20 protein-coding genes, 2 tRNA genes and 1 pseudogene are annotated in these 24,323 nt (G+C 74.1%); 3 read left to right on the forward strand and 20 right to left on the reverse strand.

Annotated elements, in window-relative coordinates; all coding sequences use genetic code 11:
• Positions 1–311: 311 nt before the first annotated feature.
• From ABZ861_RS18935 to leuS, 4 genes are all read right to left on the reverse strand, one after another.
• Positions 312–1,340 carry a ComEA family DNA-binding protein gene (locus ABZ861_RS18935; protein ID WP_361631445.1) on the reverse strand — a complete coding sequence of 343 codons (1,029 nt, stop codon included), beginning with the start codon at positions 1,338–1,340 and terminating at the stop codon, positions 312–314.
• A gap of 551 nt (positions 1,341–1,891) precedes the next feature.
• Positions 1,892–2,737 carry a DegV family protein gene (locus ABZ861_RS18940; RefSeq protein ID WP_361631447.1) on the reverse strand — a complete coding sequence of 282 codons (846 nt, stop codon included), beginning with the start codon at positions 2,735–2,737 and terminating at the stop codon, positions 1,892–1,894.
• A 72-nt stretch (positions 2,738–2,809) separates the two neighbouring features.
• Positions 2,810–3,544 carry a hypothetical protein gene (locus tag ABZ861_RS18945; protein ID WP_361631449.1) on the reverse strand — a complete coding sequence of 245 codons (735 nt, stop codon included), beginning with the start codon at positions 3,542–3,544 and terminating at the stop codon, positions 2,810–2,812.
• Positions 3,545–3,765: 221 nt separating this feature from the next.
• Positions 3,766–6,663 carry a leucine--tRNA ligase gene (gene leuS, locus ABZ861_RS18950; RefSeq protein ID WP_361631451.1) on the reverse strand — a complete coding sequence of 966 codons (2,898 nt, stop codon included), beginning with the start codon at positions 6,661–6,663 and terminating at the stop codon, positions 3,766–3,768.
• Positions 6,664–7,228: 565 nt separating this feature from the next.
• On the opposite strand from leuS, the gene ABZ861_RS18955 reads away from it, so the two are divergent.
• Positions 7,229–8,674, forward strand: a complete 1,446-nt coding sequence (locus ABZ861_RS18955) for a cytochrome b/b6 domain-containing protein (protein WP_361631453.1) — start codon at positions 7,229–7,231, stop codon at positions 8,672–8,674.
• Positions 8,671–10,281, forward strand: coding sequence for an NADH-ubiquinone oxidoreductase-F iron-sulfur binding region domain-containing protein (locus ABZ861_RS18960; protein WP_361631455.1), 1,611 nt, complete (start codon positions 8,671–8,673; stop codon positions 10,279–10,281). The genes ABZ861_RS18955 and ABZ861_RS18960 overlap by 4 nt, the downstream gene beginning before the upstream one ends.
• 169 nt (positions 10,282–10,450) lie before the next feature.
• Here ABZ861_RS18960 and ABZ861_RS18965 read toward each other — a convergent pair.
• The 10 genes from ABZ861_RS18965 to ABZ861_RS19010 all read right to left on the reverse strand — a co-directional run bounded on the left by ABZ861_RS18965 (position 10,451) and on the right by ABZ861_RS19010 (position 15,929).
• Positions 10,451–10,523 (reverse strand) — tRNA-Ala (locus ABZ861_RS18965).
• A gap of 186 nt (positions 10,524–10,709) precedes the next feature.
• Complete coding sequence (locus tag ABZ861_RS18970; RefSeq protein ID WP_003976229.1) at positions 10,710–10,943, reverse strand: hypothetical protein; 234 nt, start codon at positions 10,941–10,943, stop codon at positions 10,710–10,712.
• A 3-nt stretch (positions 10,944–10,946) separates the two neighbouring features.
• Positions 10,947–11,117, reverse strand: a complete 171-nt coding sequence (locus ABZ861_RS18975; protein WP_361631457.1) for a hypothetical protein — start codon at positions 11,115–11,117, stop codon at positions 10,947–10,949.
• Between the two features lie 215 nt (positions 11,118–11,332).
• A tRNA-Ala gene (locus tag ABZ861_RS18980) sits at positions 11,333–11,405 on the reverse strand.
• A 174-nt stretch (positions 11,406–11,579) separates the two neighbouring features.
• The gene (locus tag ABZ861_RS18985) at positions 11,580–12,251 is read right to left on the reverse strand and encodes a histidine phosphatase family protein (protein WP_361631459.1); all 672 of its coding nucleotides are present in this window, start codon (positions 12,249–12,251) and stop codon (positions 11,580–11,582) included.
• A complete protein-coding gene (rsfS, locus tag ABZ861_RS18990; RefSeq protein ID WP_361631461.1) occupies positions 12,248–12,694 on the reverse strand; it encodes a ribosome silencing factor in 447 nt (148 codons plus the stop codon). Before rsfS ends, ABZ861_RS18985 begins: the two co-directional genes overlap by 4 nt.
• 77 nt (positions 12,695–12,771) lie before the next feature.
• Positions 12,772–14,694 carry a LytR C-terminal domain-containing protein gene (locus ABZ861_RS18995; protein WP_361631463.1) on the reverse strand — a complete coding sequence of 641 codons (1,923 nt, stop codon included), beginning with the start codon at positions 14,692–14,694 and terminating at the stop codon, positions 12,772–12,774.
• A gap of 17 nt (positions 14,695–14,711) precedes the next feature.
• Entirely contained in the window at positions 14,712–15,374 is a 663-nt protein-coding gene (gene nadD / locus ABZ861_RS19000) for a nicotinate-nucleotide adenylyltransferase (RefSeq protein ID WP_361631465.1), read from the reverse strand.
• Positions 15,375–15,477: 103 nt separating this feature from the next.
• The gene (locus tag ABZ861_RS19005) at positions 15,478–15,681 is read right to left on the reverse strand and encodes a hypothetical protein (RefSeq protein WP_361631509.1); all 204 of its coding nucleotides are present in this window, start codon (positions 15,679–15,681) and stop codon (positions 15,478–15,480) included.
• Positions 15,682–15,764: 83 nt separating this feature from the next.
• Positions 15,765–15,929, reverse strand: coding sequence for a hypothetical protein (locus ABZ861_RS19010; protein ID WP_361631467.1), 165 nt, complete (start codon positions 15,927–15,929; stop codon positions 15,765–15,767).
• Positions 15,930–16,017: 88 nt separating this feature from the next.
• Between ABZ861_RS19010 and ABZ861_RS19015 the strand changes: the two are divergent.
• Positions 16,018–17,091: pseudogene (locus ABZ861_RS19015) on the forward strand (M48 family metallopeptidase); the annotation flags it as partial.
• A gap of 789 nt (positions 17,092–17,880) precedes the next feature.
• Here ABZ861_RS19015 and ABZ861_RS19020 read toward each other — a convergent pair.
• The 6 genes from ABZ861_RS19020 to galE all read right to left on the reverse strand — a co-directional run bounded on the left by ABZ861_RS19020 (position 17,881) and on the right by galE (position 24,301).
• Entirely contained in the window at positions 17,881–18,951 is a 1,071-nt protein-coding gene (locus tag ABZ861_RS19020; RefSeq protein ID WP_361631469.1) for a hypothetical protein, read from the reverse strand.
• Positions 18,952–19,042: 91 nt separating this feature from the next.
• On the reverse strand, positions 19,043–19,621 hold the full coding sequence (locus tag ABZ861_RS19025) for a hypothetical protein (protein WP_361631471.1): 579 nt from the start codon (positions 19,619–19,621) through the stop codon (positions 19,043–19,045).
• An 85-nt stretch (positions 19,622–19,706) separates the two neighbouring features.
• On the reverse strand, positions 19,707–20,993 hold the full coding sequence (locus ABZ861_RS19030) for a glutamate-5-semialdehyde dehydrogenase (protein WP_361631473.1): 1,287 nt from the start codon (positions 20,991–20,993) through the stop codon (positions 19,707–19,709).
• 109 nt (positions 20,994–21,102) lie between these two features.
• Positions 21,103–21,633 (reverse strand): hypothetical protein, encoded by a 531-nt coding sequence (locus ABZ861_RS19035; RefSeq protein ID WP_361631475.1) that lies wholly within the window; start codon positions 21,631–21,633, stop codon positions 21,103–21,105.
• Positions 21,634–21,775: 142 nt separating this feature from the next.
• Complete coding sequence (gene proB / locus ABZ861_RS19040) at positions 21,776–22,930, reverse strand: glutamate 5-kinase (protein WP_361631503.1); 1,155 nt, start codon at positions 22,928–22,930, stop codon at positions 21,776–21,778.
• A 399-nt stretch (positions 22,931–23,329) separates the two neighbouring features.
• Entirely contained in the window at positions 23,330–24,301 is a 972-nt protein-coding gene (gene galE, locus ABZ861_RS19045; RefSeq protein WP_361631477.1) for a UDP-glucose 4-epimerase GalE, read from the reverse strand.
• Positions 24,302–24,323 lie beyond the last annotated feature (22 nt).

Raw genomic sequence — 24,323 nt, forward strand, 5'->3', positions numbered from 1 at the left:
TCCGCCCTGCTCCCCCGGTTCCACTAAACCGGCCTGCCCGCCGATTCCCGTGTGCGCCGCGGTCCGCTGACCGCTTCGGCGTCGCAGGCCGGTCAGGAAGCGCGGACCGGTCAGGAGGACGGCGGCCGCGGCGGTGCAGGCGAGCGCGAAGACGGCCACCCCTCGCGCGGGCGCGGTCACCGCTACGGCCGCCGTCGCCCAGGCGGCGAGCGCGGGAGGCGCCAGGCGCAGGTCGGCCGGTCCCTCCTGCCGGGGACGGGCGGCCCCGAGGCGGCTTTCCGCGGCCGCGTGCACGGCGGAGCGCGTGCGGCTCATGACGTCACCAGGCTGCGCAGGTCGGCGTAGCGGCGGTCGCCGATGCCGCTGACCTGGCGCAGCTCGTCCACCGAGCGGAAGCCTCCGTGCTGCGTGCGGTACTCGACGATGTGCTGGGCCAGCACGGGTCCGACGCCGGGCAGCGCCTCCAGTTGCTCGGCGGTGGCCGTGCTCAGCGGGACCGGCGCCTGCGGGGCGCCCGCCGGGCCGGTCCCGGCCGGGCCCCCGGCGCCCGAACCCGGCGCGGGCGCCGAGACCGGAGCGGGACCGCCGACGACCACCTGCTCGCCGTCCACCAGGAAGCGGGCCCGGTTGAGTCCGTCGAGGTCCGTGCCGGGCCGCGCTCCGCCCGCGGCGCGCAGCGCGTCGGCCACCCGTGACCCGGCCGGCAGGCGGCGGATCCCCGGGTGGCGGACCTTGCCGCCGACGTCCACGACGATGGCCGGTCCCGTGGCCGTAGCCGTGGCGGTGGCGGTGGTCTCTGACGCCGGGGCGCCGGGGCGGGCGCCCTGGTCCTTTCCGCTCACGGTGGCGGGGGCCGCCGCCCGCACCACGTCGGGGGCGTGGACCGTCTGGGTGCGGCCGGTCCAGAAGTGCTGCACGGCGAGGATCGCGGCGAGGGCGAACACCGCCGCGAGGGCGATCACATGCCGGCGCTCCAGCTCGCATCGCGTCTGCACCCACAGGGGCATCCGCTCGCGCAGCGCGAGCACGGCACGGTCCCGCCAGTCGGACGGCCCCGCTTCAGCGGCGGCCGAATCGGCGGCGAGGAACCGGTCGGCGTGGGCCTCCGCGACCGACCCCGCGTCATGCGCGGCGGCGCCAAAGGGCACCGAGGCGGCCGGGGGCGCGGCGGGCTCCACGGCGTGAGCGCGGCGGGCGGCCGTGGAGACGTCGGGGGCGGTGGCGGTGGCCGGGCGTTGAGCGGGCGGGCCGGGCGGACGGCTCCCGGGGTCCGGCTCAGCCGCCCCGGCGCCCCGTGGGGTGTCCCCCGGCGGTCCGCTTCCCGACTCCCCGACCGGCATGGGGCGTTCGGTGAACAGCGCGTGCGCGCGGCGGCGAAGTTCCTCGGCGGCCGGTGCGGGCGGCCGCCGATGTCCGCGACGTGTGGGTGGGCCGGGGCGACGGTGCCGGTGGCGACCGTCGGAGCCGGGGCCGCGACCCGGACCACTGGTCGCCGTAGCGGTGCGTGACTGTGCGCGAAGTGCCATGCGAGGAGCTTGGGCCAACGAGGCACATCCGCGATGATCTTGCTGGATTCCCGGGGATAACCGCCCAGTTGTGGATAAGTCCGTCACCCACGCGCGTCATTGCCGGAGATCGCCCAGCCCCCTCCCGGACCCCGCCCAGCCCCCTGCCGCGCCCAGCCCCCTGCCGGAGGTCGGCCCGCCGCCTACGCCGGAACCCACTCGCCTTCACCGAAGGCCGCCCGCTCGCTCGCCACGCCCAGGCACCGCCGCCACCGCCGTGGACCCCCACAGAAGCCACGCGAGCCACGCGACCCACGACCCACAATGCGCGCCCCCCGGCCAACGCGCCCCGCACCCACACCCCCACACCCACACCCCCACACCGCTCACCGCGGTGAGACCACGACCCCCAGCAGCCCAGGACCGGTGTGAGCGCCGATCACCGCCCCCACCTCGCTCACATGCAGGTCGGCCAGTCCGGACACGCGCGCCCGCAGCCGGTCCGCGAGGGCGGACGCCCGCTCGGGGGCGGCGAGATGGTGGACGGCGATGTCGATGCCCTCGCCGCCCGCACGTTCGGCGGCGATCTCCTCCAGACGGGCGATCGCCTTCGACGCCGTCCGCACCTTCTCCAGGAGTTCGATACGGCCGTCCTGGAGCTGGAGCAGCGGCTTCACGGCGAGCGCGGAGCCGAGCAGCGCCTGCGCGGCGCCGATCCGGCCGCCTCGGCGCAGGTAGTCGAGCGTGTCGACGTAGAAGTGGGCGGAGGTGTCCCCGGCGCGCTTCTCCGCGGCGGTGACGGCGTCGTCCACGGAGCCGCCGTTCTCGGTCGCGCGGGCCGCGGCGAGCGCGCAGAAGCCGAGCGCCATCGCCACCATCCCCGTGTCCACCACGCGCACCGGCACCGGGGCCTCGCGCGCCGCGAGCACCGCCGCGTCGTAGGTGCCCGACAGCTCCGCGGACAGGTGCAGGGAGACGATGCCGGTCGCGCCGGACCGGGCGGCCGCGCGGTAGGTCTCGGCGAAGACCTCCGGACTGGGGCGGGAGGTGGTGACGGACCGGCGCTTCTGGAGGGCCTGGGCGAGGGACCGCGTGGAGATCTCGGTGCCCTCCTCCAGCGCCTGGTCGCCGAGGACGACGGTCAGGGGGACCGCGGTGATGCCGTGGCGCTCCATCGTCCGCGGCGGCAGGTAGGCCGTTGAATCGGTGACGATCGCGACATGGCGGGACATGAGCTGGAGGTTACCTGCCGTAGCGTCCGCGCGGCAGCCCAGCCCCTCTGACCGGGTGGTCCGGTGACCCGATCACGTGGTGCTCTCGGGGCGGGGCTTCTTCTGCCAGGAGAACACGGAGCGGGGCGCGGGCGGCGTGATGGCGGGCTGCTGGACCGTCGCCGATCCGTGCGTGGGCAGCGGGGGCTCCTGCATGCCCTGTCCGTCTTCGTCGGCGGGGGCGGGCTCGGGCCAGGACGGGGACGCCGCGGCCGGGGGCGCCGGCCTGGTCCAGTGGCGCAGGGCGCCGGCCTCGACGTCGATCTGGGCGCTCAGCTCGTCCAGGTCGTCCTCCGCGAAACGGCGGGCGCGGTCGCGGGCGGCCCAGCGCAGCGAGTCGGCCGACCGTGTGACGCGCTGGGTCCGCTCGCGCAGCGCCGGGATCTGCTGGGCGAGCGTGGCGCGGTCCGGCTCGCTCTCCAGGCGCCGCAGTTCCGCGTCGAGTTCCCGCCCGTAGGCGCTGAGGCGCTCGAACAGGGCGATGGACTCCTTCAGCGACTCGTCCTCGGCGGCGCCCGCGTACAGAGCGTCCTGGGTGGCACGCATGGAGGTGCGCAGGGTGAGCCGCAGCGAGGCCAGCTCGCGGCCGGGGCCGGGCGGGGCGAAGGACTTGGCCCGTAGGGCGTGGTCCTCCACAGCGCGGCGGGCCTGGCCGATGGTGCGGTCCACCCCGCGCTTGGCGGCGCCGACGGCCTTGACCGCCGCATAGGCGCCGACGGCCAGGCAGAGCAGGAAGAGCACGGCGAAGACGGTGACGAGTGCTTCCACGGCGCTCCTCCTCGGCTCGGGCGGCACGCAGCCGCGCCGCTCTTCAACGGTAAACGCAGCGGGCAGGCCCGAGGTTCCACCAGAACCCCGAACCTGCCCGTAAGGGACTACCCGGAGGCGGCCGCACGGGCGGAGGCAGCCGGACCGGCGGAGGCGGCCGCACCGGGAGCGGGGCCCACACCGGCGGAGGCGCCCGCCGCCCCGCCGCGGCCCCCGTCACCTCACGCCGGGACGATGTTGACCAGCTTCGGGGCCCGGACGACGACCTTGCGGATGCTCGCGCCGTCCAGCGCCGCGACGACCCTCTCGTCCGCCAGCGCGGTCTTCTCCAAGTCCTCCTCGGAGATCGACGGCGACACCTCCAGGCGTGCCTTGACCTTGCCCTTGATCTGGACGACGCAGGTCACCGTCTCGTCCACCAGGTACGCCGGGTCGGCCGCGGGGAAGTCCCGGTGGACGACGGAGTCGGTGTGACCCAGCTTGTGCCACAGCTCCTCGGCGATGTGCGGGGCCAGCGGCGCGATCATCAGCACCAGCGGCTCGGCGACCGAGCGCGGCACCGCTCCGCCCGTCTTGGTGAGGTGGTTGTTCAGCTCGGTGACCTTGGCGATGGCGGTGTTGAAGCGCAGGCCCTCCAGGTCCTGGCGGACGCCGTCGATCGCCTTGTGCAGGGCGCGCAGGGTCTCCTCGTCGGGCGCGGCGTCGGAGACGGTGACCTCGCCGGCGCCCTCGTCGACGATGTTGCGCCACAGCCGCTGGAGCAGCCGGAACTGGCCGACCACCGCACGCGTGTCCCACGGCCGGGACACGTCCAGCGGGCCCATCGCCATCTCGTACAGCCGCAGCGTGTCGGCGCCGTACTCGGCGCAGATCTCGTCCGGGGTGACCGCGTTGCGCAGCGACTTGCCCATCTTGCCCAGCAGCCGGGAGACCTGCTCGCCCTGGTAGAAGTAGGCGCCGTCGCGCTCCTCCACCTCGGCGGCGGGCACCGCGATGCCGCGGCTGTCGCGGTAGACGTACGCCTGGATCATGCCCTGGTTGAACAGCTTGTGGAACGGCTCCGCGGAGGAGACGTGGCCCAGGTCGTACAGGACCTTGGACCAGAAGCGGGCGTACAGCAGGTGCAGCACGGCGTGCTCGGCGCCGCCGACGTACAGGTCGACGCCGCCGTGCGGGCGGCCCGCGCGGGGGCCCATCCAGTACCGCTCGATCTCCGGGTCGACCATCCGCCGGTCGTTGTGCGGGTCCAGGTAGCGGAACTCGTACCAGCAGGAACCGGCCCAGTTGGGCATGGTGTTGGTCTCGCGGCGGTACCGGCGCGGGCCGCGTCCGTCGCCCAGGTCCAGGGTGACGTTCACCCAGTCCTCGTTGCGCGACAGGGGCGTCTCGGGCCGGGTGTCCGCGTCGTCGGGGTCGAAGGTGCGCGGGGAGTAGTCCTCGACCTCGGGCAGCTCCAGCGGCAGCATCGACTCGGGCAGCGCGTGGGCGGCGCCGTCCTCGTCGTAGACGATCGGGAAGGGCTCGCCCCAGTAGCGCTGGCGGCTGAACAGCCAGTCGCGCAGCCGGAAGTTGACGGTGCCCTCGCCGAGGCCCCGGCGCTCCAGCCAGTCGGTGACGCGCGCCTTGGCGTCGGCGACGCCCAGGCCGTCCAGCTCCACGTCGTCGCCGCAGGAGTTGACGATCGTCGCGTCGTGGGAGGCGAAGGCGTCGTCCCAGGCGGCCGGGTCGAGGCCGCGGCCGTCGCTCGGCTCGACCACGCAGCGCATGGGCAGTTCGAAGGCGCGGGCGAAGGCGAAGTCGCGGCTGTCGTGCGCCGGGACGGCCATGATGGCGCCGGTGCCGTAGCCCATCAGCACGTAGTCCGCGATGAAGACGGGGACCTTCTCGCCGTTGACCGGGTTGGCGGCGAACGCGCCGGTGAAGACGCCGGTCTTGTCCTTGGCCTCGGCCTGGCGCTCGACGTCGGACTTGGCGGCGGCCTGCGCGCGGTAGGCGGCGACGGCCTCGGCGGGCGAGGCGTGGCCGCCGGTCCACACCGCGTGGGCGCCCTCCGGCCAGGTGTCCGGGGTGAACTCGTCCACCAGCGGGTGCTCGGGCGCCAGCACCATGTAGGTCGCGCCGAACAGGGTGTCGGGGCGCGTGGTGAAGACCGTGATGTGCTCGCCGTCGATCGGGAAGTCGACGCGGGCGCCCTCCGAGCGGCCGATCCAGTTGCGCTGCTGGAGTTTGATGGCGTCGGGCCAGTCCAGGCCGTCCAGGTCCGACAGCAGACGGTCGGCGTAGGCGGTGATGCGCATGTTCCACTGGCGCAGCTTGGACTTGAAGACCGGGAAGTTGCCGCGCTCGGAGCGGCCGTCGGCGGTGACCTCCTCGTTGGCCAGCACCGTGCCCAGGCCGGGGCACCAGTTGACGGGCGCGTCGGAGGCGTAGGCCAGGCGGAACTCGCTCAGGACGGCGGCGCGCTCGGCGGCGGTCAGCGCGCTCCACGCGCGCGTACGGCCGTCGGCGCCCGGCACGGCGCGCTCACCCGACTCGAACTGGGCGATCAGCTCGGAGATCGGCCGGGCCTTGCCCGCCTCGGCGTCGTACCAGGAGTCGAAGATCTGCAAGAAGATCCACTGGGTCCACTTGTAGTACTCCGGGTCGATCGTGGCGAACGAGCGGCGCTTGTCGTGGCCGAGGCCCAGCCGGCGGAGCTGGGCCCTCATGTTCGCGATGTTGGCCTCGGTGGACACGCGCGGGTGCGTGCCGGTCTGCACGGCGTACTGCTCGGCGGGCAGGCCGAAGGCGTCGAAGCCCAGGGTGTGCAGCACGTTGTGCCCGGTCATCCGCTGGAACCTGGCGTGTACGTCGGTGGCGATGTAGCCCAGGGGGTGGCCGACGTGCAGGCCCGCACCGGACGGGTACGGGAACATGTCCATGATGAACTTCTTGGGCCGGGCGACCAGTTCGGGGTCGCCCGCCAGGTCGCCCTCGGGGTTGGGCGCGGCGTAGACGCCCTCGGCGTCCCATACGTCCTGCCAGCGTGCCTCGATCTCGGCCGCGACGGCGGCCGTGTAGCGGTGCGGCGCAGCCTCCGCCGACGCGGCGGCGGGGGCGGCGGGGTTCGTCTCGCTCATGATCCTCAAAGCTCCATCGATCGTCTCTGCCCGCGGCTGCGACTTTCCGGAAATGAAAAATCCCCTCGCACAGGAGGGGACGCCGCGCCGGTTCCGACCGTCCGATTGGCCGGCGGTCGGGACTGATCAGCGCGGCTCGCTAAGCAGAAGGCGTACGGCACGCATGGCGTCAGGGTACCGCAGCCGTCGAGCGGGAGGCGACGGAGCGTCCCCCGGCCGCCCCTCCCCGCCTGGCAGGCCCTCCCCCCGGCAGGCCCCTGGCGGCCCGGCAGGCCCCTCGCCGCCCGGCAGGGCGCCACCACCCGGCACGGCGCCGCCGCCCGCCCGGACGGGAAGCCGCCGCCCCGAAACGGAAAGCATCCCTCCGCTTGAGGAGGCGCGGAAAAGCGGCAGGACGGATTGACGCGCGACAATTACCCGGCGTAAGGGACGCTATCCGGACAACTCCCGCCCCGGACGTCACCCAGATAACAAAGGAATAACTCGAAAGGCGTACTCAGCGGTTTGAGAGCCACTTAGAGTGCGTCCACGGGACCGCTCACCCGAACCGCTCGGAGTCGCCCCCATGAACCCTCGTCGCAGCAACAGCTCGCTCCCCAAACCGGGCCGGTCGGCCTACGGGGCGGCGTCCGCTGTCGTCCTGCTTCTGATACCCCTGGTCGTACTGGTGGGAGGCAGCCAGTTCCGCGAGTTCCTGAACTTCGGCGCGGGCGTCCTCTCGCTGGTCTCCCTCAGCGCCTCGGTGATCTGGGGCCTGGTCGCCCAGGACCGGATCTTCCTCAACACCCGCCAGCGGATCGTGGGCCAGGGCGTCCACCGGATCACCGCGGTGGCCTCGATCGCCTTCCTCCTGCTGCACATCACCGTCAAGATCGCGCTGGACCACACGCAGCTCATCGGGGCGCTGGTGCCCTTCTCGCTCGGCGTCTCCGGAAGCGCCGGCCTGATCGGCCTCGGCTCGCTGGCCGGCCTGCTGATGGTCTTCGTGGGCATCACCGGCGCGCTGCGCAGCAACTTCGCCACCCCCGCCCCGGTCGCCGCGCGCTGGCGGGCGATGCACATGCTGGCCTACCCGGCCTGGTGCGCGGCCCTGGTCCACGGCCTGTACGCGGGCCGCCAGGCCAAGCCGGTCTTCGTGATCCTCTACAGCCTGTCCCTGCTCGGCGTCATGGGCGCGCTCGCCCTGCGCGCGGCGCCGCGCCCGGTCAAGCGCAGGGTCGCCGACCGGCTGACGACGCTATTCGACGGCGGCGACCGCCGGGACCTGGACGACCTGACCGCGAGCCGCTCCCGCGCGAGCGCCTCCGCGCTGCCGGGCTACGAGCGCACACGGTCCGAACGGAACGGCCGCCCCGACGCCACCGGCCCGCTGCCGCGCGTGCCGTCCCCCTCCTCCGCGCTGTACGAGGCGCCCTCCCCGCCGTTCGGCATGCCCTCCCCGCTCTACGACACGGCCGCCCCCGCGTTCGGCACGCCTTCCTCGGCCTACCAGGCGCACCCCCCGGCCTCCGACTCGCCCTTCCCGCCGTACGAGGCGCCCTCCCCCTCGTACGACGCGCCCTACGCGCCGCACTACGACGCGCCCGCGCCCGACCCGGCCGCCGGCGTCGCGGCCGCCTACCGCGCCGTCTCCCTCCCGCCCTCGCAGCAGCTCTACGGGACGGGCGACCCGACCGCCCGCATGGACCTGCCGTTCGACCTCCAGGCCGCCGCCGCGGACGGCGGCGGCTGGCCGATCCCCTCCCCGCCGCCGGTCGGCGAAGCGCCCCCGTCCGCCTACGACCCGCTGAACGACACGGGATACACCATCCCGGTCTACGGCAATCCGGGCGCGAACGGCTACCGCGGACGTGATGTGCACGACACCGGTGAGACGAATCCCCGCTCCGGCACGTACCACGCGAACGACACGTACCTGAGCGGTCCTGCCAATGCACCACACCCCGGCGCGTCCTTCGACGCGCCGGGGACGGGCGAATCTTGGAACACGCCTTCCGGAGGCCATAGTTGAACGAGGCCCTGCCCGACGTTCCGGAAGTCCGCGTCGTCGGACTCCCGCAGCTCACTTCGGGCTTCGACCTTGTCGAACGACTCGACCTGCCCATGCACCTGAAAGTGCACGGGCCGCTCGAACCGCTGGGCGGCGAGCGGCTCGCGCAGCTCGCCGAGGCCATCAATCTCAGGGGCCGCGGCGGCGCGGGCTTCCCCTTCCACAAGAAGCTGCGGGCGGTCGCCGAGTCGGCGATCCGCCGCGGCGTCCGGCCGGTCGTCGTCGTCAACGGCAGCGAGGACGAGCCGGCCAGCCGCAAGGACACGGTGCTCATCAACCGCGCACCGCACCTCATCCTGGACGGCGCGCTGCTGTGCGCCGAGGCCCTGGGCGCCCGCACGCTCGTGGTGGGGGTCACCCGGGAGTCCACCCAGCGCTCCATGGAAGCCGCGCTGGCCGAACGGGGGCTGACCAACGGCCGCCGATCGGCGCTGCGGGCGCGCGTGCAGCGCAACCCCGTGCGCATGGTCACCGGCGCGGCGGCCTCGCTGGTGCGGTCCATCGACGGCGGCCCGGCGATCCCGACCGGCCGCAAGATCAGCGCCTCGGAGAGCGGCGTGGGCGGAGCGCCCACCCTGCTGTCCAACGCCGAGACCTTCGCCCAGCTCGCCATCGCCGCCCGCATCGGCCCCGAGCGCTACGGCAACACCGGCCTCTACGACGAGCCGGGCACCGTCATGCTGACGGTCTCCGGCGCCGTCGCCCGCCCCATGGTGATCGAGGTCCCCACCGGCGTGCCGCTGCGCTACGTCCTCCAGTTGGCCGGGGCGCCGCCCGCGCCGCAGGGCGTGCTGACCGGCGGCTACCACGGCAAGTGGATCGACGCGGCGACCCTCGACGAGGCGATCGTCTCCCGTAACTCCCTAGACGCGGTGGGCGGTTCGCTCGGCGCCGGGGCGATCCTGCCGATCAGTCAGAACACCTGCCCGCTGGGCGAGTCGCTCCAGGTGGCGAAGTGGCTGGCCGAGGAGAGCGCCGGTCAGTGCGGACCGTGCTACCTCGGGCTGCCCGCCGCCGCCCGCGGCCTGGAGGACATCCTGAACGGCGGCGGACCGGCCGCGCTGGAAGCGCTCAAACAGGTCGCCTCGAACGTCAAGCGGCGCGGCGCGTGCTCGCATCCGGACGGCTCGGCGATGTTCCTGGAGTCCACCGTCAAGGCGTTCACCGACGACCTGGCCGCCCATGTGCTCGGCAACGGCTGCGGCCGCCCGGTGGAAGGCGTGCTGCCGCTCTTCGAGGGGGGCTGGGCCCCCACAGGCGTCCCCGGCGGCGGCGCGGCCGGGGAGAACGGTCCCAGCCGCCAGAAGATCCACGTCGACTGGACCCTGTGCCGCGGGCACGGCCTGTGCGCGGACATCCTCCCCGAGGTGTTCGAACTGGGCGCCGACGGCTTCCCGACCGTCGCCCAGGCGCAGGTGCCGCGCTACGCCGAGGCCAAGGCGCTGCGCGCGGTGCGCCGCTGTCCCGCGCTGGCCCTGCGCCTTGAGGAGGACGCGGGGACACAGGCCCCGTCGCGCAACCTCCCGGTGCTCTCCCAGGGACGCGGACGCCGCGCCCTGGGCCGCTGAACCGCCCGGCGGGCCGCCTCCACACGAGGGGCGGCCCGCGCCGGCGCCGCACGCACAGCCGCCGCACACAGGCACATAGACGCGCACGCGCGCGGGCGCGCGACCACCGCATACGTCGAAACACGTCGAAGGCGGGCCATCCGTTCGGATGACCCGCCTTCGATCGCTGTGGAGCTAAGGAGAATTGAACTCCTGACCTCCTGCATGCCATGCAGGCGCTCTACCAACTGAGCTATAGCCCCATGTCGCCGTGCGGCGACGCCGCAAGTGGACTGGTTCCGCCCGGTTCCCCCGGCGGCGATGCCAACATTACACGGTCCAGGGGGTGGTCCACCAAATCGGTTTCCCTTACGCCCGATGTGACCGGAATTAACCCGCCGTCACACCGTCGCGCCCCCGCAGCGTCGTGCCCTCACGCCGACGCGCTCTCACGCCGTCACGAACGAGTAGAACCGCTTCAAGGTGCAGTGCTCCTCCAGAAGCCGCCCGTAGATCGGCTCGCCCTCCAGCTCGCGGTACGTCTCGATCGGGTCGCCCTTGATGATGAGCGCCCGCGCGCACTCCTCGCACCAGTACTGGTAGTCCGGGTTGACCGGTTCCATGTCACGGACGATCGGCGTACCGCTGCCGCACCAGTCGCACTTCCGCCTGTGGGCGCCCATCGATCAGCTCCTGCGGCCGCAGGCCGTGCACGCGTACGAGGCCCCGCCGTCGTCGCCGAGCGGGCGGGCGGCGCGCAGGGCGCCGCGGGAGGGGCGGACGAGGCGGGTGACGGTGACTCCTGTCCATGCCGCACCGAGGAGGCGACCGCCCTCCTCGAGGATGCTGGCAGGCATCGCGACTCCCTCCCGTCGGGCGCGCCCCCTTCCGGCCGTCTGATTCTGCCACGGCCGGGCCGATGCGGTCAGCGACGTCTCGGTACCAGTCCGGCCGCGGGAGAAGGCCGTGCGGCGGGGAGCCTGGAGCGCAACGCGGAGAATCCCGCCCCCCGAGGGGGACGGGATTCTCATCACCGGTCTTGGGCGACTCGACTCGACAGAGTGCCGACCCGTGGAGCTAAGGAGAATTGAACTCCTGACCTCCTGCATGCCATGCAGGCGCTCTACCAACTGAGCTATAGCCCCTTGTGCAGTGTGGCGCGGCCACTTGGCGTTACGTCCCGCTGGGCGGGGCGAACAAGAAGAACTTTAGCCTGTGACCTGCCGGAAAGTGAAATCCGCGGACCGCGCGGCTGTCGGCGCCGCGCCAGGGCAGTGACGGGGCCGCGCCTGGCCGCCGGCGGGGCGGCGCCCCGCGGATCAGTCGTCGTCGCCGAGGACGGGCTCGGGCAGGGTGCCCGCGTTGTGCTCCAGCAGGCGCCAGCCGCGGGCGCCCTCGCCGAGGACGGACCAGCAGCAGTTGGACAGGCCGCCCAGGCTCTCCCAGTGGTGCGCCTCCAGGCCGAGCAGGCGCCCGATGGTGGTGCGGATGGTGCCGCCGTGGCTGACCACCACGAGCGTGCCGTTCTCGGGCAGCTTCTCCACGTGCCCCAGCACCACCGGGGCGGCGCGGTCGGCGACCTCGGTCTCCAGCTCGCCGCCGCCGCGGCGCACCGGCTCGCCGCGCTTCCAGGCGGCGTACTCCCCGCCGTGCCGCTCGATGATCTCCGTGTGCGTCAGGCCCTGCCAGGCGCCCGCGTAGGTCTCGCGCAGGGCCTCGTCGGCGACGACTTCCAGGCCGGTGAGGGCGGCCAGCTCCTCGGCCGTCCGCGCGGCGCGCGTCAGGTCCGAGGAGACGATGGCGTCGGGTCCGAGGGAGGCCAGCAGCCGGGCGGCGCGACGCGCCTGGGCGACGCCGGTCTCGGTCAGCTCGACGTCCGTGGAGCCCTGGAAACGGCGCTCCACGTTCCAGGACGTCTGCCCGTGCCGCCACAGGATGACGCGGCGGCCCCTGCCGGGCGCCGCGCCGACCGCCTCACCGGCGGGGCTCACCGCCACCCACCGTCCGGCTCGGCCGGCTCGCCGCCGGCCTGCGTCTTGGCGTGCTCCTCGGCCTTGCCCCGGGTGGCGCGGGCGTCGTCGGGCAGCTCGATCTCGGGGCAGTCCTTCCACAGCCGCTCCAGGGCGTAGAAGACGCGCTCCTCGCTGTGCTGGACGTGGACCACGATGTCGACGTAGTCGAGCAGCACCCAGCGGGCCTCGCGGTCGCCCTCGCGGCGCACCGGCTTGACGCCGAGGTCCTTGAGGAGGCGCTCCTCGATCTCGTCGACGATCGACTTGACCTGGCGGTCGTTGGGCGCGGACGCCAGCACGAAGGCGTCCGTGATGGACAGCACGTCGCTGACGTCGTAGGCGATGATGTCGTGCGCGAGCTTGTCGGCAGCAGCCTGGGCTGCGGCGTTGACGAGCTCAAGGGAACGGTCGGTTGCGGTCACTGCGGAGCTTTCCGTAGGCGGTCACTGGACCCCCAGGATCTCACGGACCGCGGGGGGCGTCCCACGTGACGGCGGTGTCACCGGGCCGGGGAGGGCCGGTAGTCGCGGCCGAGGACGACCGAGACGTCGGCGCCGGGCCCGACCGCGCCCTTCGCCGCGGCGGACGCGGGCAGGCCCAGGGTCCTGGCGACCTCGGCGGCGTTCGCCTTGTCCCCGGGGTCGGCGTAGACGACCTTGGACGCCGACTGGACGGCGTTCGTCGCACCGGCCTCCAGGAAGGTGAATCCGCCGCCCAGCAGCGCGACGCGGGCCTTCTCGGCGTCCTCCTTGGTCCCGGACGCGTTCTGGACGGAGACGCGCACGGCCGATCCCCTGCCGGGGCTCTTGGCAGTCCCGCCCAGCACCTCCTTGACCACGCTCTGGCCAGTGCGCGCGCTCAGCGTGCCGTCGGCGCCGACGGGCAGCAGGTCCGTCTTGCAGTCGCCGCCCTTGGCGAGGTCGGCGAGCTTGGCGAGGAAGGCGCCGAGGTCCCGGTCGGTGAGCGAGGGGTCGAGGATCTGGGCCAGCGTCTGCACCGTCGTGGTCGCCGAGGAGGGGTCGGAGGAGATCTTGCGCAGCACGCCCTGCATCACCTGGCCGAACCGTTCGAGCTGGGCGTTCACGGACTCGCCGGGGGCCCGGTAGGTGGCGTAGGCGACGGCCATCCGGCCGCTGAGGGTCTGCTGCGCGCCCTTGTGCACGAGCGGGCCGGCGGCATTCTTCTTCGTGTTCTTCGTGTTCTTCGTGTTCTTCGTGTCCGGGTCGGGCACGTCGGCGTCGGTGTCGACGTCGATGTTCCCCACCAGGTCGACGAGGTTCTGGAGGTAGGGGGTGTCCAGGCGCCAGGTGCCCTGGATGTCGGTGCCGAGGACGGTGTCGAGCTGGTCGCGGGTGCCGGAGGAGCCGTCGTCCTGCACCGACTTGGCGAGCGTCGTCGTGGCGCCGTCGTCGTCGGACAGGGCGAGGGAGTTGGGCAGCAGGACGGCGGCGCCCCGCTTGGCGGTGGTGTTGTCGACGAGCAGCGCCGTGGAGGTGCCGCCCTTGGCCGTGTCGTGCAGGTGGACGACGATCACGTCCCGCTTCTGGGCGCCCGCGGCGGCGGAGGTCGCTGCGCCGCCGCCGGAGGACGACACCCCGGGCAGCTTTCCGGCGTACCAGAGGTAGCCGGCGCCGCCGGCCGCGACCAGGGCCAGGACCACGGCCAGGGAGACGATCCGGCTGCGGGCGCGGCGCCGGGCCTCCTCGCGGCGCTCGGTGCGGTTCTCGGTGAACTTCAGCCAGTCGATGACGTCCTCGGAGTCGTCGCTGGGCTCCTCCACGAAGGCGAACTGCTCGGTGCCGTAGTCGGCGCCGTCCTGCTCGGAACGGTCCGCCGCGTGCGCCGCGTGTCCGGCGTCGCCGGCGTCTTCGGGGCCGGTCTGCTGCGGGATGTACGCGGTGTGCTCGGCGGTCCGGGGCTGCTGGCCGCTGGTCGCCGCCTGGCCGTAGGGGTCGTACGACGCGGGCGCGGGGCCGGGAGCGGCCCCGTAGGGGTCGTAGGGCGCGGCGGCGGGGCCGGGGCCGTAAGGGGCGTAGGCGCCGCCGTCCGGGCCGCCGTGCGGCTGCTCGGCGGACCCGTAGGGGTCGTAGGACCCGTAGGGGGCCGGGGGCTGCCCGGCGGCCGTGGGACCGCCGTAGCCGGGCGCAGGGGGCTGCGGCCGGCCGCCCGACGCGTACGGGTCGTAGCCGTAGCCCTGCTGGTCCGGGCGGCCCTGCTCGCCGTAGCCGCCGTAGGGCTGCTGCGGCGGCTGCTGCTGCTGCGGGGCCGGTATCCGCCGGTACACGGGCCGGCCGTACTCGTCGTAGCCGGCGATCTCGTACTGATCGGGCTGGTCGGGCTGGTCTGGCTGCCGCGCCTGGCCTGCCCGGTCAGCCCCGTAGGCCCCGTCGCCGGTGTAGCCGGCGTCGTATCGGTCGTTCACCGGTGCCCCCTCTCGGCTCACTCGCCGCGGTACAGCTCGCGCTTGGCGATGTACCGCACGACTCCGTCCGGGACCATGTACCAGATGGGGTCGCCCTTGGCGACTCTCGCCCGGCAGTCCGTGGAGGAGATGGCCAGTGCGGGGACCTCGACCAGCGAGACGCCGCCCTCGGGGAGCCCGGCGTCGGTGAGGTGGTGACCCGGCCGGGTGACGCCGATGAAGTGCGCGAGGGCGAACAGCTCCTCCGGGTCCCGCCAGGTGAGGATCTGGGCGAGCGCGTCGGCGCCGGTGATGAAGAACAGGTCCGTGTCGGGGTTGAGGGTGCGCAGGTCGCGCAGGGTGTCCCCGGTGTAGGTGGGGCCGCCGCGGTCGACGTCGATGCGGCTGACGGAGAACTGCGGGTTCTCGGCGGTCGCGATGACCGTCATCAGATAGCGGTCCTCGGCCGGGGAGACGGCGCGGTCGCTCTTCTGCCAGGGCTGGCCGGTGGGGACGAACACCACCTCGTCCAGCCGGAACTGCGCGGCGACCTCGCTGGCCGCCACGAGGTGCCCGTGGTGGACCGGGTCGAACGTCCCGCCCATGACGCCCAGGCGGCGCCTGCCCGACGGGGCGGGCCGGTAGCCGGGGTGGTTCACCGTGTCAGTCTCCAGGCCGGTCGGCATGTGCTGCTCTCCCATGCGTGCAGACCCTACCGGCCCGGCCTGGGGGCGCCGTGGGCGAGATCGGCGCACAGGGCGCCGGGGCCTGCGGCGCAGGCCCGGCGGACGGCCCCGGCGCGGCTCAGCGGTCGCGGTTGAAACGCGTGGTGACCCAGAGCAGGAGCAGCAGGATGACGAACGCGGACCCGCCCGTCACCGCGGGGTTCAGGCTCTCGTGGTGGCCGCCCTGGGCCTCGGCGAGGTTGACCAAGGGGGCAGCGGCGCTGTGGAAGCTCATCTTCGGCAGACCTATCCGGGTGTGGGCGGGATAAAGATGCCCGCTCATCGTAAGCGTCCGCGGTGGCGGGCCTCACGTCGACTCCGCTGTCGCGCGGGGGCCGCCGCGGCGCCGGGAACCTTCCGGCCGGCTCAGTCGTCGTTCCGCTTGTAGCCGCGCAGCAGGAACCAGCCGGTGAGGACGCAGCCCAGGACCATGACGACCAGCACGACCCGTAGCAGGTCACCCGATCCCTGGCGCGGTGCGGTGGCGGCGAGGGCCTGGGCGAGCCGGACGGCGGCGATGTGGTGCTCCATGGACGGACTCCTTCGCTGTTCTGCCCGTCCACGGTAGCGCCGCCTAGGCTGGCTTCCGCAGCGGGGGCACTTCGGGCATCACCGACGCATGGGGGATCACATGACCGACGACGACGGCCGCGGGCGGCAGGGACACGAGCGTGTGCCGGGCCGGCGGCGCAGGCGCTTCCCTGAGATCTCCTCGCGCGCCTACGAGCACCCGGCCGACCGCTCGGCCCTGGTCGCGCTGCGCAGGCTGAGCGGCTTCGACACGGTGTTCAAGGTGCTCAGCGGTCTGCTGCCGGAGCGCAGCCTGCGGCTGCTGTTCCTGTCCGACTCGGTGCGCGTCGGCGACCGGCAGTTCCCGCACCTGTACGACATGCTGCGGGACGCCTGCTCCATCCTGGACCTGGAGCAGGTCCCGCCGATGTACGTCACCCAGGACCCGCAGCCGAACGCGATGTGCATCGGCCTGGACGAGCCGATCATCGTGCTGACCACCGGCCTGGTCGAGCTGCTGGACGAGGAGGAGATGCGGGCGGTCGTCGGCCACGAGGCGGGGCACGCTCTGTCCGGCCACGCGGTGTACCGCACGATCCTGCTGTTCCTGACCAGCCTGGCCATGCGGGTGGCCTGGATCCCGCTCGGCAACCTGGCGATCACGGCGATCCTCACGGCCCTGCGCGAGTGGTTCCGCACGTCGGAGCTGTCGGCGGACCGGGCGGGCCTGCTGGTCGGCCAGGACGTGCACGCCTCGCTGCGCGGCCTGATGAAGCTGGCGGGCGGCAACCATCTGCACGAGATGAACGTGGACGCGTTCCTGGAGCAGGCCGAGGAGTACGAGAAGTCCGGCGACCTGCGCGACTCCGTGCTGAAGATCCTCAACGTGCTCCCGCGCACGCACCCGTTCGCGACCGTGCGGGCCGCGGAGCTGAACAAGTGGGCGGCCTCCCGCGACTACCAGCGGATCGTCGACGGCCACTATCCGCGGCGCGCCGAGGACCAGGGCGCCTCGGTCGGCGACTCCTTCCGCGAGTCGGCGGCGCACTACGCCGGTCAGGTGAAGGACTCCAAGGACCCGCTGATGAAGCTGGTCAGCGACCTCGCGGGCGGGGCCGGCGGCCTGGGCGACCGGGTCCGGCGCGGCTTCAGCGGCTTCGCGGGGCCGGGCGCGTCCAGGGACGGCGCGCAGGCCGGCCCGACGAAGGGTTCCGGCGGCCCGGCCGACGGCCCGCCTGGGCCGTCGGAGGACCCGACAGACGGCGGGCCGGGTTCCGGCGGGCCGGGGGCAGGCGACCCGGGTTCCGGCACCCCGGGGGCAGGCAGCCCGGGTTCCGGCACCCCCGGGGCAGGCAGCCCGAAGTCGGGCGGTCCGGCCAAGGGCGACCCCGGTAGGGACAGCTCGGGTACGAGCGGCGCGGGTACAGGCGGCCCGGGTCCGAGCGACCCGGCGGGCGGTCACCCGGCGGACGGCCGCCCGGGACACGACGGCGAGGGGAGCGGCAGCTCAGGGACGGACGGCCCGGGAACCGCCGGTCCCCGCGACGAGCCGCCCCGCGACCACCGCTGACCGCACGACGGCCTCACGCTTCTCCCCCGACCCGCGAGCCCCGGCTCGCACGCCGTCAGCGCGCGTCTCGGTCCCCGAGGTGCCCGCCGTAGGCGCATCCCAGTCCCCTAGGTGCCCGCCGTGGGCGCGCATCCCAATCCCCGACGTGCCCGCCGTGGGCGCGCATACCAGTTCCCTAGGTGCCCGCCGTGGGCGCGCGTCCCAGTCCCCTAGGTGCCCGCCGTCGGCGCGCTCCGGTACCCGCCGTGCACGCCGTCGGCATGCGTCCCGGACGGGCGACCGTCAACGCGTCCCAGTCCCCGACATCGACCTTTTCGGCGCGCGTCCCAGTCCGCAGCTCATACGTTCTCGACGCGCGTGCCCGTCTCAGCTCCCCCGAAGCGCTGAAGCGCCGAAGCGACCTCACACCTTCGGCTGGGCGTCGGGCGACAGGGCGCCGCACAGGGGCGCCGGGGCGCCGGGCGCGTACGGGTCGGTGCCCGCCGGGCCGCCAGGGCGGGCGCTCTGCCCGGCCAGCAGGGGGTGGAAGCGGCTGGCGGAGTCGTCGGCGCAGGACAGCGGGCCGGCCTGCACGGTGGCGGCGACCAGCCGGACCTGACGCAGCCGCAGGTCGTCGTGGTCGAAGCGGAACTGGAGCTGGCGCCGCACGGTGAACAGCGAGGCGGGCGCCCCGGCCCGTGCGCCCGCCGGGCGCAGCGCGTAGACGAGGGTCGGGTCCGCGGTGACCTCCAGCGTGGCCGGATCCGCCTCGGCGACGGCGAGGCTGCCCTGGACCCGGATCCCGGGCTCGGCCAGCTCGGTGCGGGCGGGGTCGAAGCGGACGAGCCAGCCGGTGGCCGCGTGCTGCCCGTCGGCGGCGGGGTGGTCCAGGCTGCGGTCGAACTGGTCGAGCTGGGCCGCGTCGAGCTGCGCCCGCACCATGTCGCTCTCGCCCCCGGTGAGCACCGCCGGGTCGAGCGAGGAGGCGACGATGTAGTCCCTGGCGCTCAGCAGGGCGGCGGCGACCTGGCCGTCCGTGAAGTGCGCGGTGCTGCGGTGGGCGGGCAGCGGGATGCCCTCGGCGCCGGTCTCGAAGTGGGCGGCGGGGCTGTGCGCGTACAGGAAGCGGGGATCGGCGGCGCCGGGCACCGCGCCCTGCGGGGCGAGCGGGACGACGGCCGCCCGCAGCGGCACGGCGGGCGTCTCGGCCCGCGGCGCCCGGGTGGGGGTGCGCACGCCCATGTAGACGGCGGTGGCGAAGGCGAGGGCGACCAGCAGGACCAGCGCCAGGAACTGGCGGGAGAGCCCGCGCCGCAGTTGCGGGCGGCGGCGCACGGCGGGCGTGTGATCGGTCATGCGCTCCTGCGCGGAGTACTCCTGGAGGCGGGCAGCGCGAACGAACGACTCGTCGAAGACGACGGATCGGTATTCGTCCTCCGCACCGCCGGGGGCGCCCTCGGGGGTCCCTTCGGGCGGGTCCTGAGGCCCTCCCATACCTTCAGGGTAGGTCGCCCGGAGCGTCGGTAAACGCACCGCTGTGCGCCAAGTTCTGACAGGTTCCCACCAAGATCGGGCGGCGCGGCGCTCAGGGCGTGCGCGGGACCGCCGGGACCGGCGGCGGGGTGGAGACGGGGCCGGCCGAGGGCGCGGCGGCGCTGCCCTGCCCCTGCCCGGACGTGGCGGGCGGCGGCACCCGGTCGCGGCTGCCGGAAGACCCGCCGCGGTAGACCGCCGCGAAGGCGAGCGCCACCATGCCCACGCCCATCACGAGGGCGAGCAGCCAGGCGACGGGCCGGTGCCAGCGCACCTGCTTGCCGAACGTCCCGAGGAGGCCGTGGCGCTCGTCGGGGAAGTCGAGGTCGTCGGAGTCGTCGAGGTCGTCGTCGAGACGGCGGCCGTAGCCGCGGGCGTCGGGGCCGCGGCCGTCCTCGCGGCGCTCGCCCCGGGCGTGCGCGCGGCGCGCTTCGGCCTCGGTGGCCTCGGCTCTGGCCTGCGCGGCGGCCACGAGGCGCTCGACCGCGGTCGGCTCGTGGACCACGGCTGCCCGTACGAAGTCCTCGTCGAAGACCACGGAGGCGAACTCTTCGTCCGACACCCCGCGGTCGTGGTCGTCGTCGGGCTCCCAGCCGTCCGAGAACGGCGTGCCCCCCACGTCCTCCGGCACGGGTCCAGAGTAGACCTGGGGGGTTGTTTTGGGCAGACGATATGGACATTCTTCCGACAGGCGAGACGGCCGCGCCGGCGTGCGCTCAGCGCCGGACGTGCCCGTCGCCGGTGACGACGTACTTCGTGCTGGTCAGCTCCGGCAGGCCCATCGGGCCCCGGGCGTGCAGTTTCTGGGTGGAGATGCCGATCTCGGCGCCGAAGCCGAACTGGCCGCCGTCGGTGAAGCGGGTGGAGGCGTTCACGGCGACGGCGGCGGAGTCGACCAGCCGGGTGAACCGGCGGGCGGCCTGCTGCGAGCCGGTGACGATCGCCTCGGTGTGCCCGGAGGACCACAGCCGGATGTGGGCCACGGCCCGGTCGAGGGAGTCGACGACGGCGGCGGCGATGTCGTACGACAGGTACTCGGTGTCCCAGTCGTCCGGGGTGGCCTCGACGACCGTGGCCCGGGAGCCCTCGGCGTAGGCCATCACCCGCTCGTCGGCGTGCACGGTGACCCCGGCCTCGGCGAGCGCGTCCAGGGCGCGCGGCAGGAACGCGGCGGCGACGTCCTGGTGGACGAGGAGGGTCTCGGCGGCGTTGCAGACGCTGGGGCGCTGCGCCTTGGAGTTGATCAGGATCTCGACGGCCATGTCGAGGTCGGCGTCCGCGTCGACGTAGACGTGGCAGTTGCCGGTGCCGGTCTCGATCACCGGGACGGTGGACTCGTTGACCACCGTCCGGATCAGGGAGGCGCCGCCGCGCGGGATCAGCACGTCGACCAGGCCGCGGGCGCGCATCAGCTCGCGCACGCTCTCGCGGCCCTCGCCGGGCACGAGCTGCACGGCGTCGGCGGGCAGTCCGGCGCCGCCCACCGCGTCGCGCAGCACCCGGACCAGGGCGGCGTTCGACGCGTGGGCGGAGGCCGAGCCGCGCAGCAGGACGGCGTTGCCGGACTTCAGGCACAGGGCGGCGGCGTCCACGGTGACGTTGGGGCGGGCCTCGTAGACGATGCCGACCACGCCGAGCGGGACGCGGACCTGGCGCAGGTCCAGCCCGTTGGGCAGGGTGGAGCCGCGGACCACCTCGCCGACCGGGTCGGGCAGCGCCGCCACGTCGCGCACGTCGGCGGCGATGGCCCGCACCCGCTCGCGGGTGAGCGCGAGCCGGTCGACGACGGCCTCGCTCGTGCCGGCCTCGCGGGCCTTGGCGACGTCCTTCGCGTTGGCCTCGACGATCTCGCCGGTACGGACCTCCAGGGCGTCCGCCATGGCCAGCAGCGCGTCGTCCTTCTCGGCGCGCGGCAGCGGCGCGAGGTCGGCGGCGGCGGCCCTGGCCCGGTAGGCGGCCTGGGCGACCGGGGACATCGAGTCGTACGGCGAGAGCGTGGTCATGAGGGAAGGGTAGTGCGCGGAGCTGCGGCGACCGTCTGACGTTTCGCAGCGCGAGACGGGCCGAACGGGTCGAAAGCCTCGCCAAAAGCCGAAAAGGTTGAAAAAGCCGTCAAAAGGGGTGCACGCCGACCGGTGTGGCCGGGGGCGGTCCGTAGCCCTCGGCGAGCCGCTGGTGGTAGGTGGCGCGGTCGATGACCTCCAGGCCGACGATCTCCCAGGACGGCAGCCGGGCGCTCTGGCGGTGCTCGCCCCACAGGCGCAGGGCGACGGCGGCCGCGTCGTGCAGGTCGCGGGCCTCCTCCCAGTACCGGATCTCCGCGTGGTCGCTCGCGTAGCGGCTGGTCAGCAGGAAGGGGTGGTCGTGGGCGAGCTGCTCCAGGCCGCGCCGCACCTCGCTCAGCGGGGCCTCGGCGCCGCAGACGCGCAGGGTGATGTGCCACAGCCGGGCCAGCTCCGCGGGCGTCTCGCGCTCGGTCCGGTCGGCGTCCTCGGCGCCGCTCGCCGCCGGGCGCCGCGCGCGCTCCCTCTCGTAGCGGTCGCCGGCCGCGACGCTGGTCAGGGCGCGCTCCTCACCGGCCGCTCGGGAGGCGGGGCCGCCCGCACTGCCGCGGGACGCCGCCCCAGGGCGCACTCGTCTCACGACGGCCTCCTCTACCCAGTAACCGGGTGCTCGTGCGGAACCAGTCCCTGGGACAGAGTGCAGCAGGGCGCGCCGCTCCGTGGGGCGGTTTTACGGAACGTCCCCACGTTCAGCCCCCGGGCGGCTGGACGATTCGGGCCATTTACGGCTCCAGCAGCACCAGGTCGTCCCTGTGTACGACCTCGCGTTCGTACGCCGGGCCCAGTTCGCGGGCGAGGTCCCTCGTGGAGCGGCCGATCAGCCGCGGGATCTCGCGGGCGTCGAAGTTGACCAGCCCCCGGGCCACCGCGGCGCCCCGCCCGTCGCGTAGTTCGACCGGGTCGCCCGCGGTGAACTCGCCCTCGACGGCGGCGATGCCGGCCGGGAGCAGCGACTTGCGTCCCTCGACGACCGCGCGCACCGCCCCGTCGTCGAGGGTGAGCGAGCCCTGCGGGGCGGAGGCGTGCTGGAGCCAGAGCAGCCGGTCGGCCGAGCGCCTGCCGGTGGGGTGGAAGTAGGTGCCGGTGTCCCTGCCGGAGAGGGCGTCGGCGGCGTGCGCGGCGCTGGTGAGCACCACGGGGATGCCGGCCGCCGCCGCGATCCGGGCCGCCTCGACCTTGGTGACCATGCCGCCGGTGCCCACGCCGGCCCGGCCCGCGCTGCCGATCTCCACGCCCGCGAGGTCGGCGGGCCCGCGCACCTGGGCGATCCGGGAGGCGCCCGGCCTGCTCGGGTCGCCGTCGTAGAGGCCGTCCACGTCGGACAGCAGCACCAGCAGGTCGGCGCGCACGAGGTGGGCGACGAGGGCGGCGAGGCGGTCGTTGTCGCCGAAGCGGATCTCGTCCGTGGCGACGGTGTCGTTCTCGTTGACGACGGGCAGCGCGCCCATCGCCAGCAGCTTGTCCAGGGTGCGGGAGGCGTTGCGGTGGTGGGCGCGGCGGCTGGTGTCGTCGCCGGTCAGCAGCACCTGGCCGACGCGGACGCCGTAGCGGGCGAAGGAGGCGGTGTAGCGGGCCACCAGCAGACCCTGGCCGACGCTGGCCGCGGCCTGCTGGCGGGCGAGGTCCTTGGGGCGACGGCGCAGTCCGAGGGGCGCCAGCCCGGCGGCGATGGCGCCGGAGGAGACCAGGACGATCTCCTTCTCCGCCGCGCCCGGCCGTCCCCCGCCCTCGTCCCCCGGACCGCGGGCCGCGCCTTCGGCCCGCCCCTTGGCGAGGACGTCGACGAGCGCGTCCACCCGGTCGGCGTCCAGGCCGCCCGCCGCGGTGGTCAGGGACGACGAGCCGACCTTGACGACGATCCTGCGGGCCTCGGCCACCGGCCGCCTGACCGCCGCCTCGCCCTGCGCTGCCCCTGCCACCGTGCCGCCTGTCCCCTCATGTCGCTCACACCGAGCACCTCGCTCACGCCGAGCACGCCGGTCATGCCGGTCGCGCCGGTCCCGCTGCCTCGCGGCAGCACAGGGCCGAATCTACGCGAAGAGGTCACGGCGGCGCTCGCGCGTTTCAGCAGCCGGGACGCGACCGGCACGGGGGGCGGCGGGCGCCCGATGCCCGGCGGACACCGGGCGCCCGGCGGACACGCGGCGGCAGCGAGGGACACACGCGGCAGGCGCCCGGCGTCAGCGAGGGACACGCGGCAGGCACAGGGCGGCAGCGGCTGAGGCGCGGGCGGCGACGCTCACGCGACCGCCGCCCGCCGCCCCCGCCCGTCCCGCTCAGCCGTGGCGGTGGCGCCAGCCCTGCCAGGCGGAGTCGATCATCTCGTCCAGGCCGTGCCGGGCGCTCCAGCCCAGTTCCTCGTGGATGCGGTCCGCGGCGGCGACGACCCGGGCCGGGTCGCCGGGACGGCGGGCGGTCACCTCGGGGGTGACGTCCTCGTTGCCGGTGGCCTTCAGGATGCGCTCCACCATCTCCCGCACCGAACTGCCCTCGCCGCGACCGATGTTGAGGATCAGCGAGGTGCCGTCCGGGGCCTGCTGGAGGCGCTTGGCGGCCGCGAGGTGGGCGGAGGCGATGTCCTGGACGTGGATGTAGTCGCGGACGCAGGTGCCGTCCGGGGTGGCGTAGTCGTCGCCGAAGACGCGGGGCGCCGTCCCGGCCTCCAGCCGCTCGAAGACCATGGGGATGAGGTTGAAGACCCCCGAGTCGGACAGCTCGGGCGCGGCCGCGCCGGCCACGTTGAAGTACCGCAGGGAGGCGGCCTTGAGGCCGTACGCCTTGGCGGCGGCGGCGATCAGCCACTCGCCGACCAGCTTGGTCTCGCCGTAGGGGCTCATCGGCAGGCACGGCGTGTCCTCGGTGACGAGGTCCACGTCGGGCATGCCGTAGACGGCGGCCGAGGAGGAGAAGACGAGCCGGTCGACGTCGGCGGCCGCCATGGTCTCCAGCAGGGTCTGGAGACCGGTGACGTTCTCCCGGTAGTAGTGGAGCGGGCGCTCCACCGACTCCGCCACCTGCTTCTTGCCCGCGATGTGCACGACGCCGGTCACGTCGTGGTCGTCGATCGCGCTCTTCAGCAGGGGGGCGTCCAGCACGCTGCCCACCACGAGGGGCACTCCGTCCGGCACCCGGTCGGGGCTCCCGGTGGAGAGGTCGTCGTAGACGACGACGCTCTCGCCGCCCTCGGTCATGGCGCGCACTACGTGTGCGCCGATGTATCCGGCGCCGCCCGTCACCAGCCAGCTCATCCTGATGCCTCCTCGACCCTGT

The sequence above is a fragment of the Streptomyces sp. NPDC046985 genome (assembly GCF_040644415.1).
Taxonomy (GTDB): Bacteria; Actinomycetota; Actinomycetes; order Streptomycetales; family Streptomycetaceae; genus Streptomyces.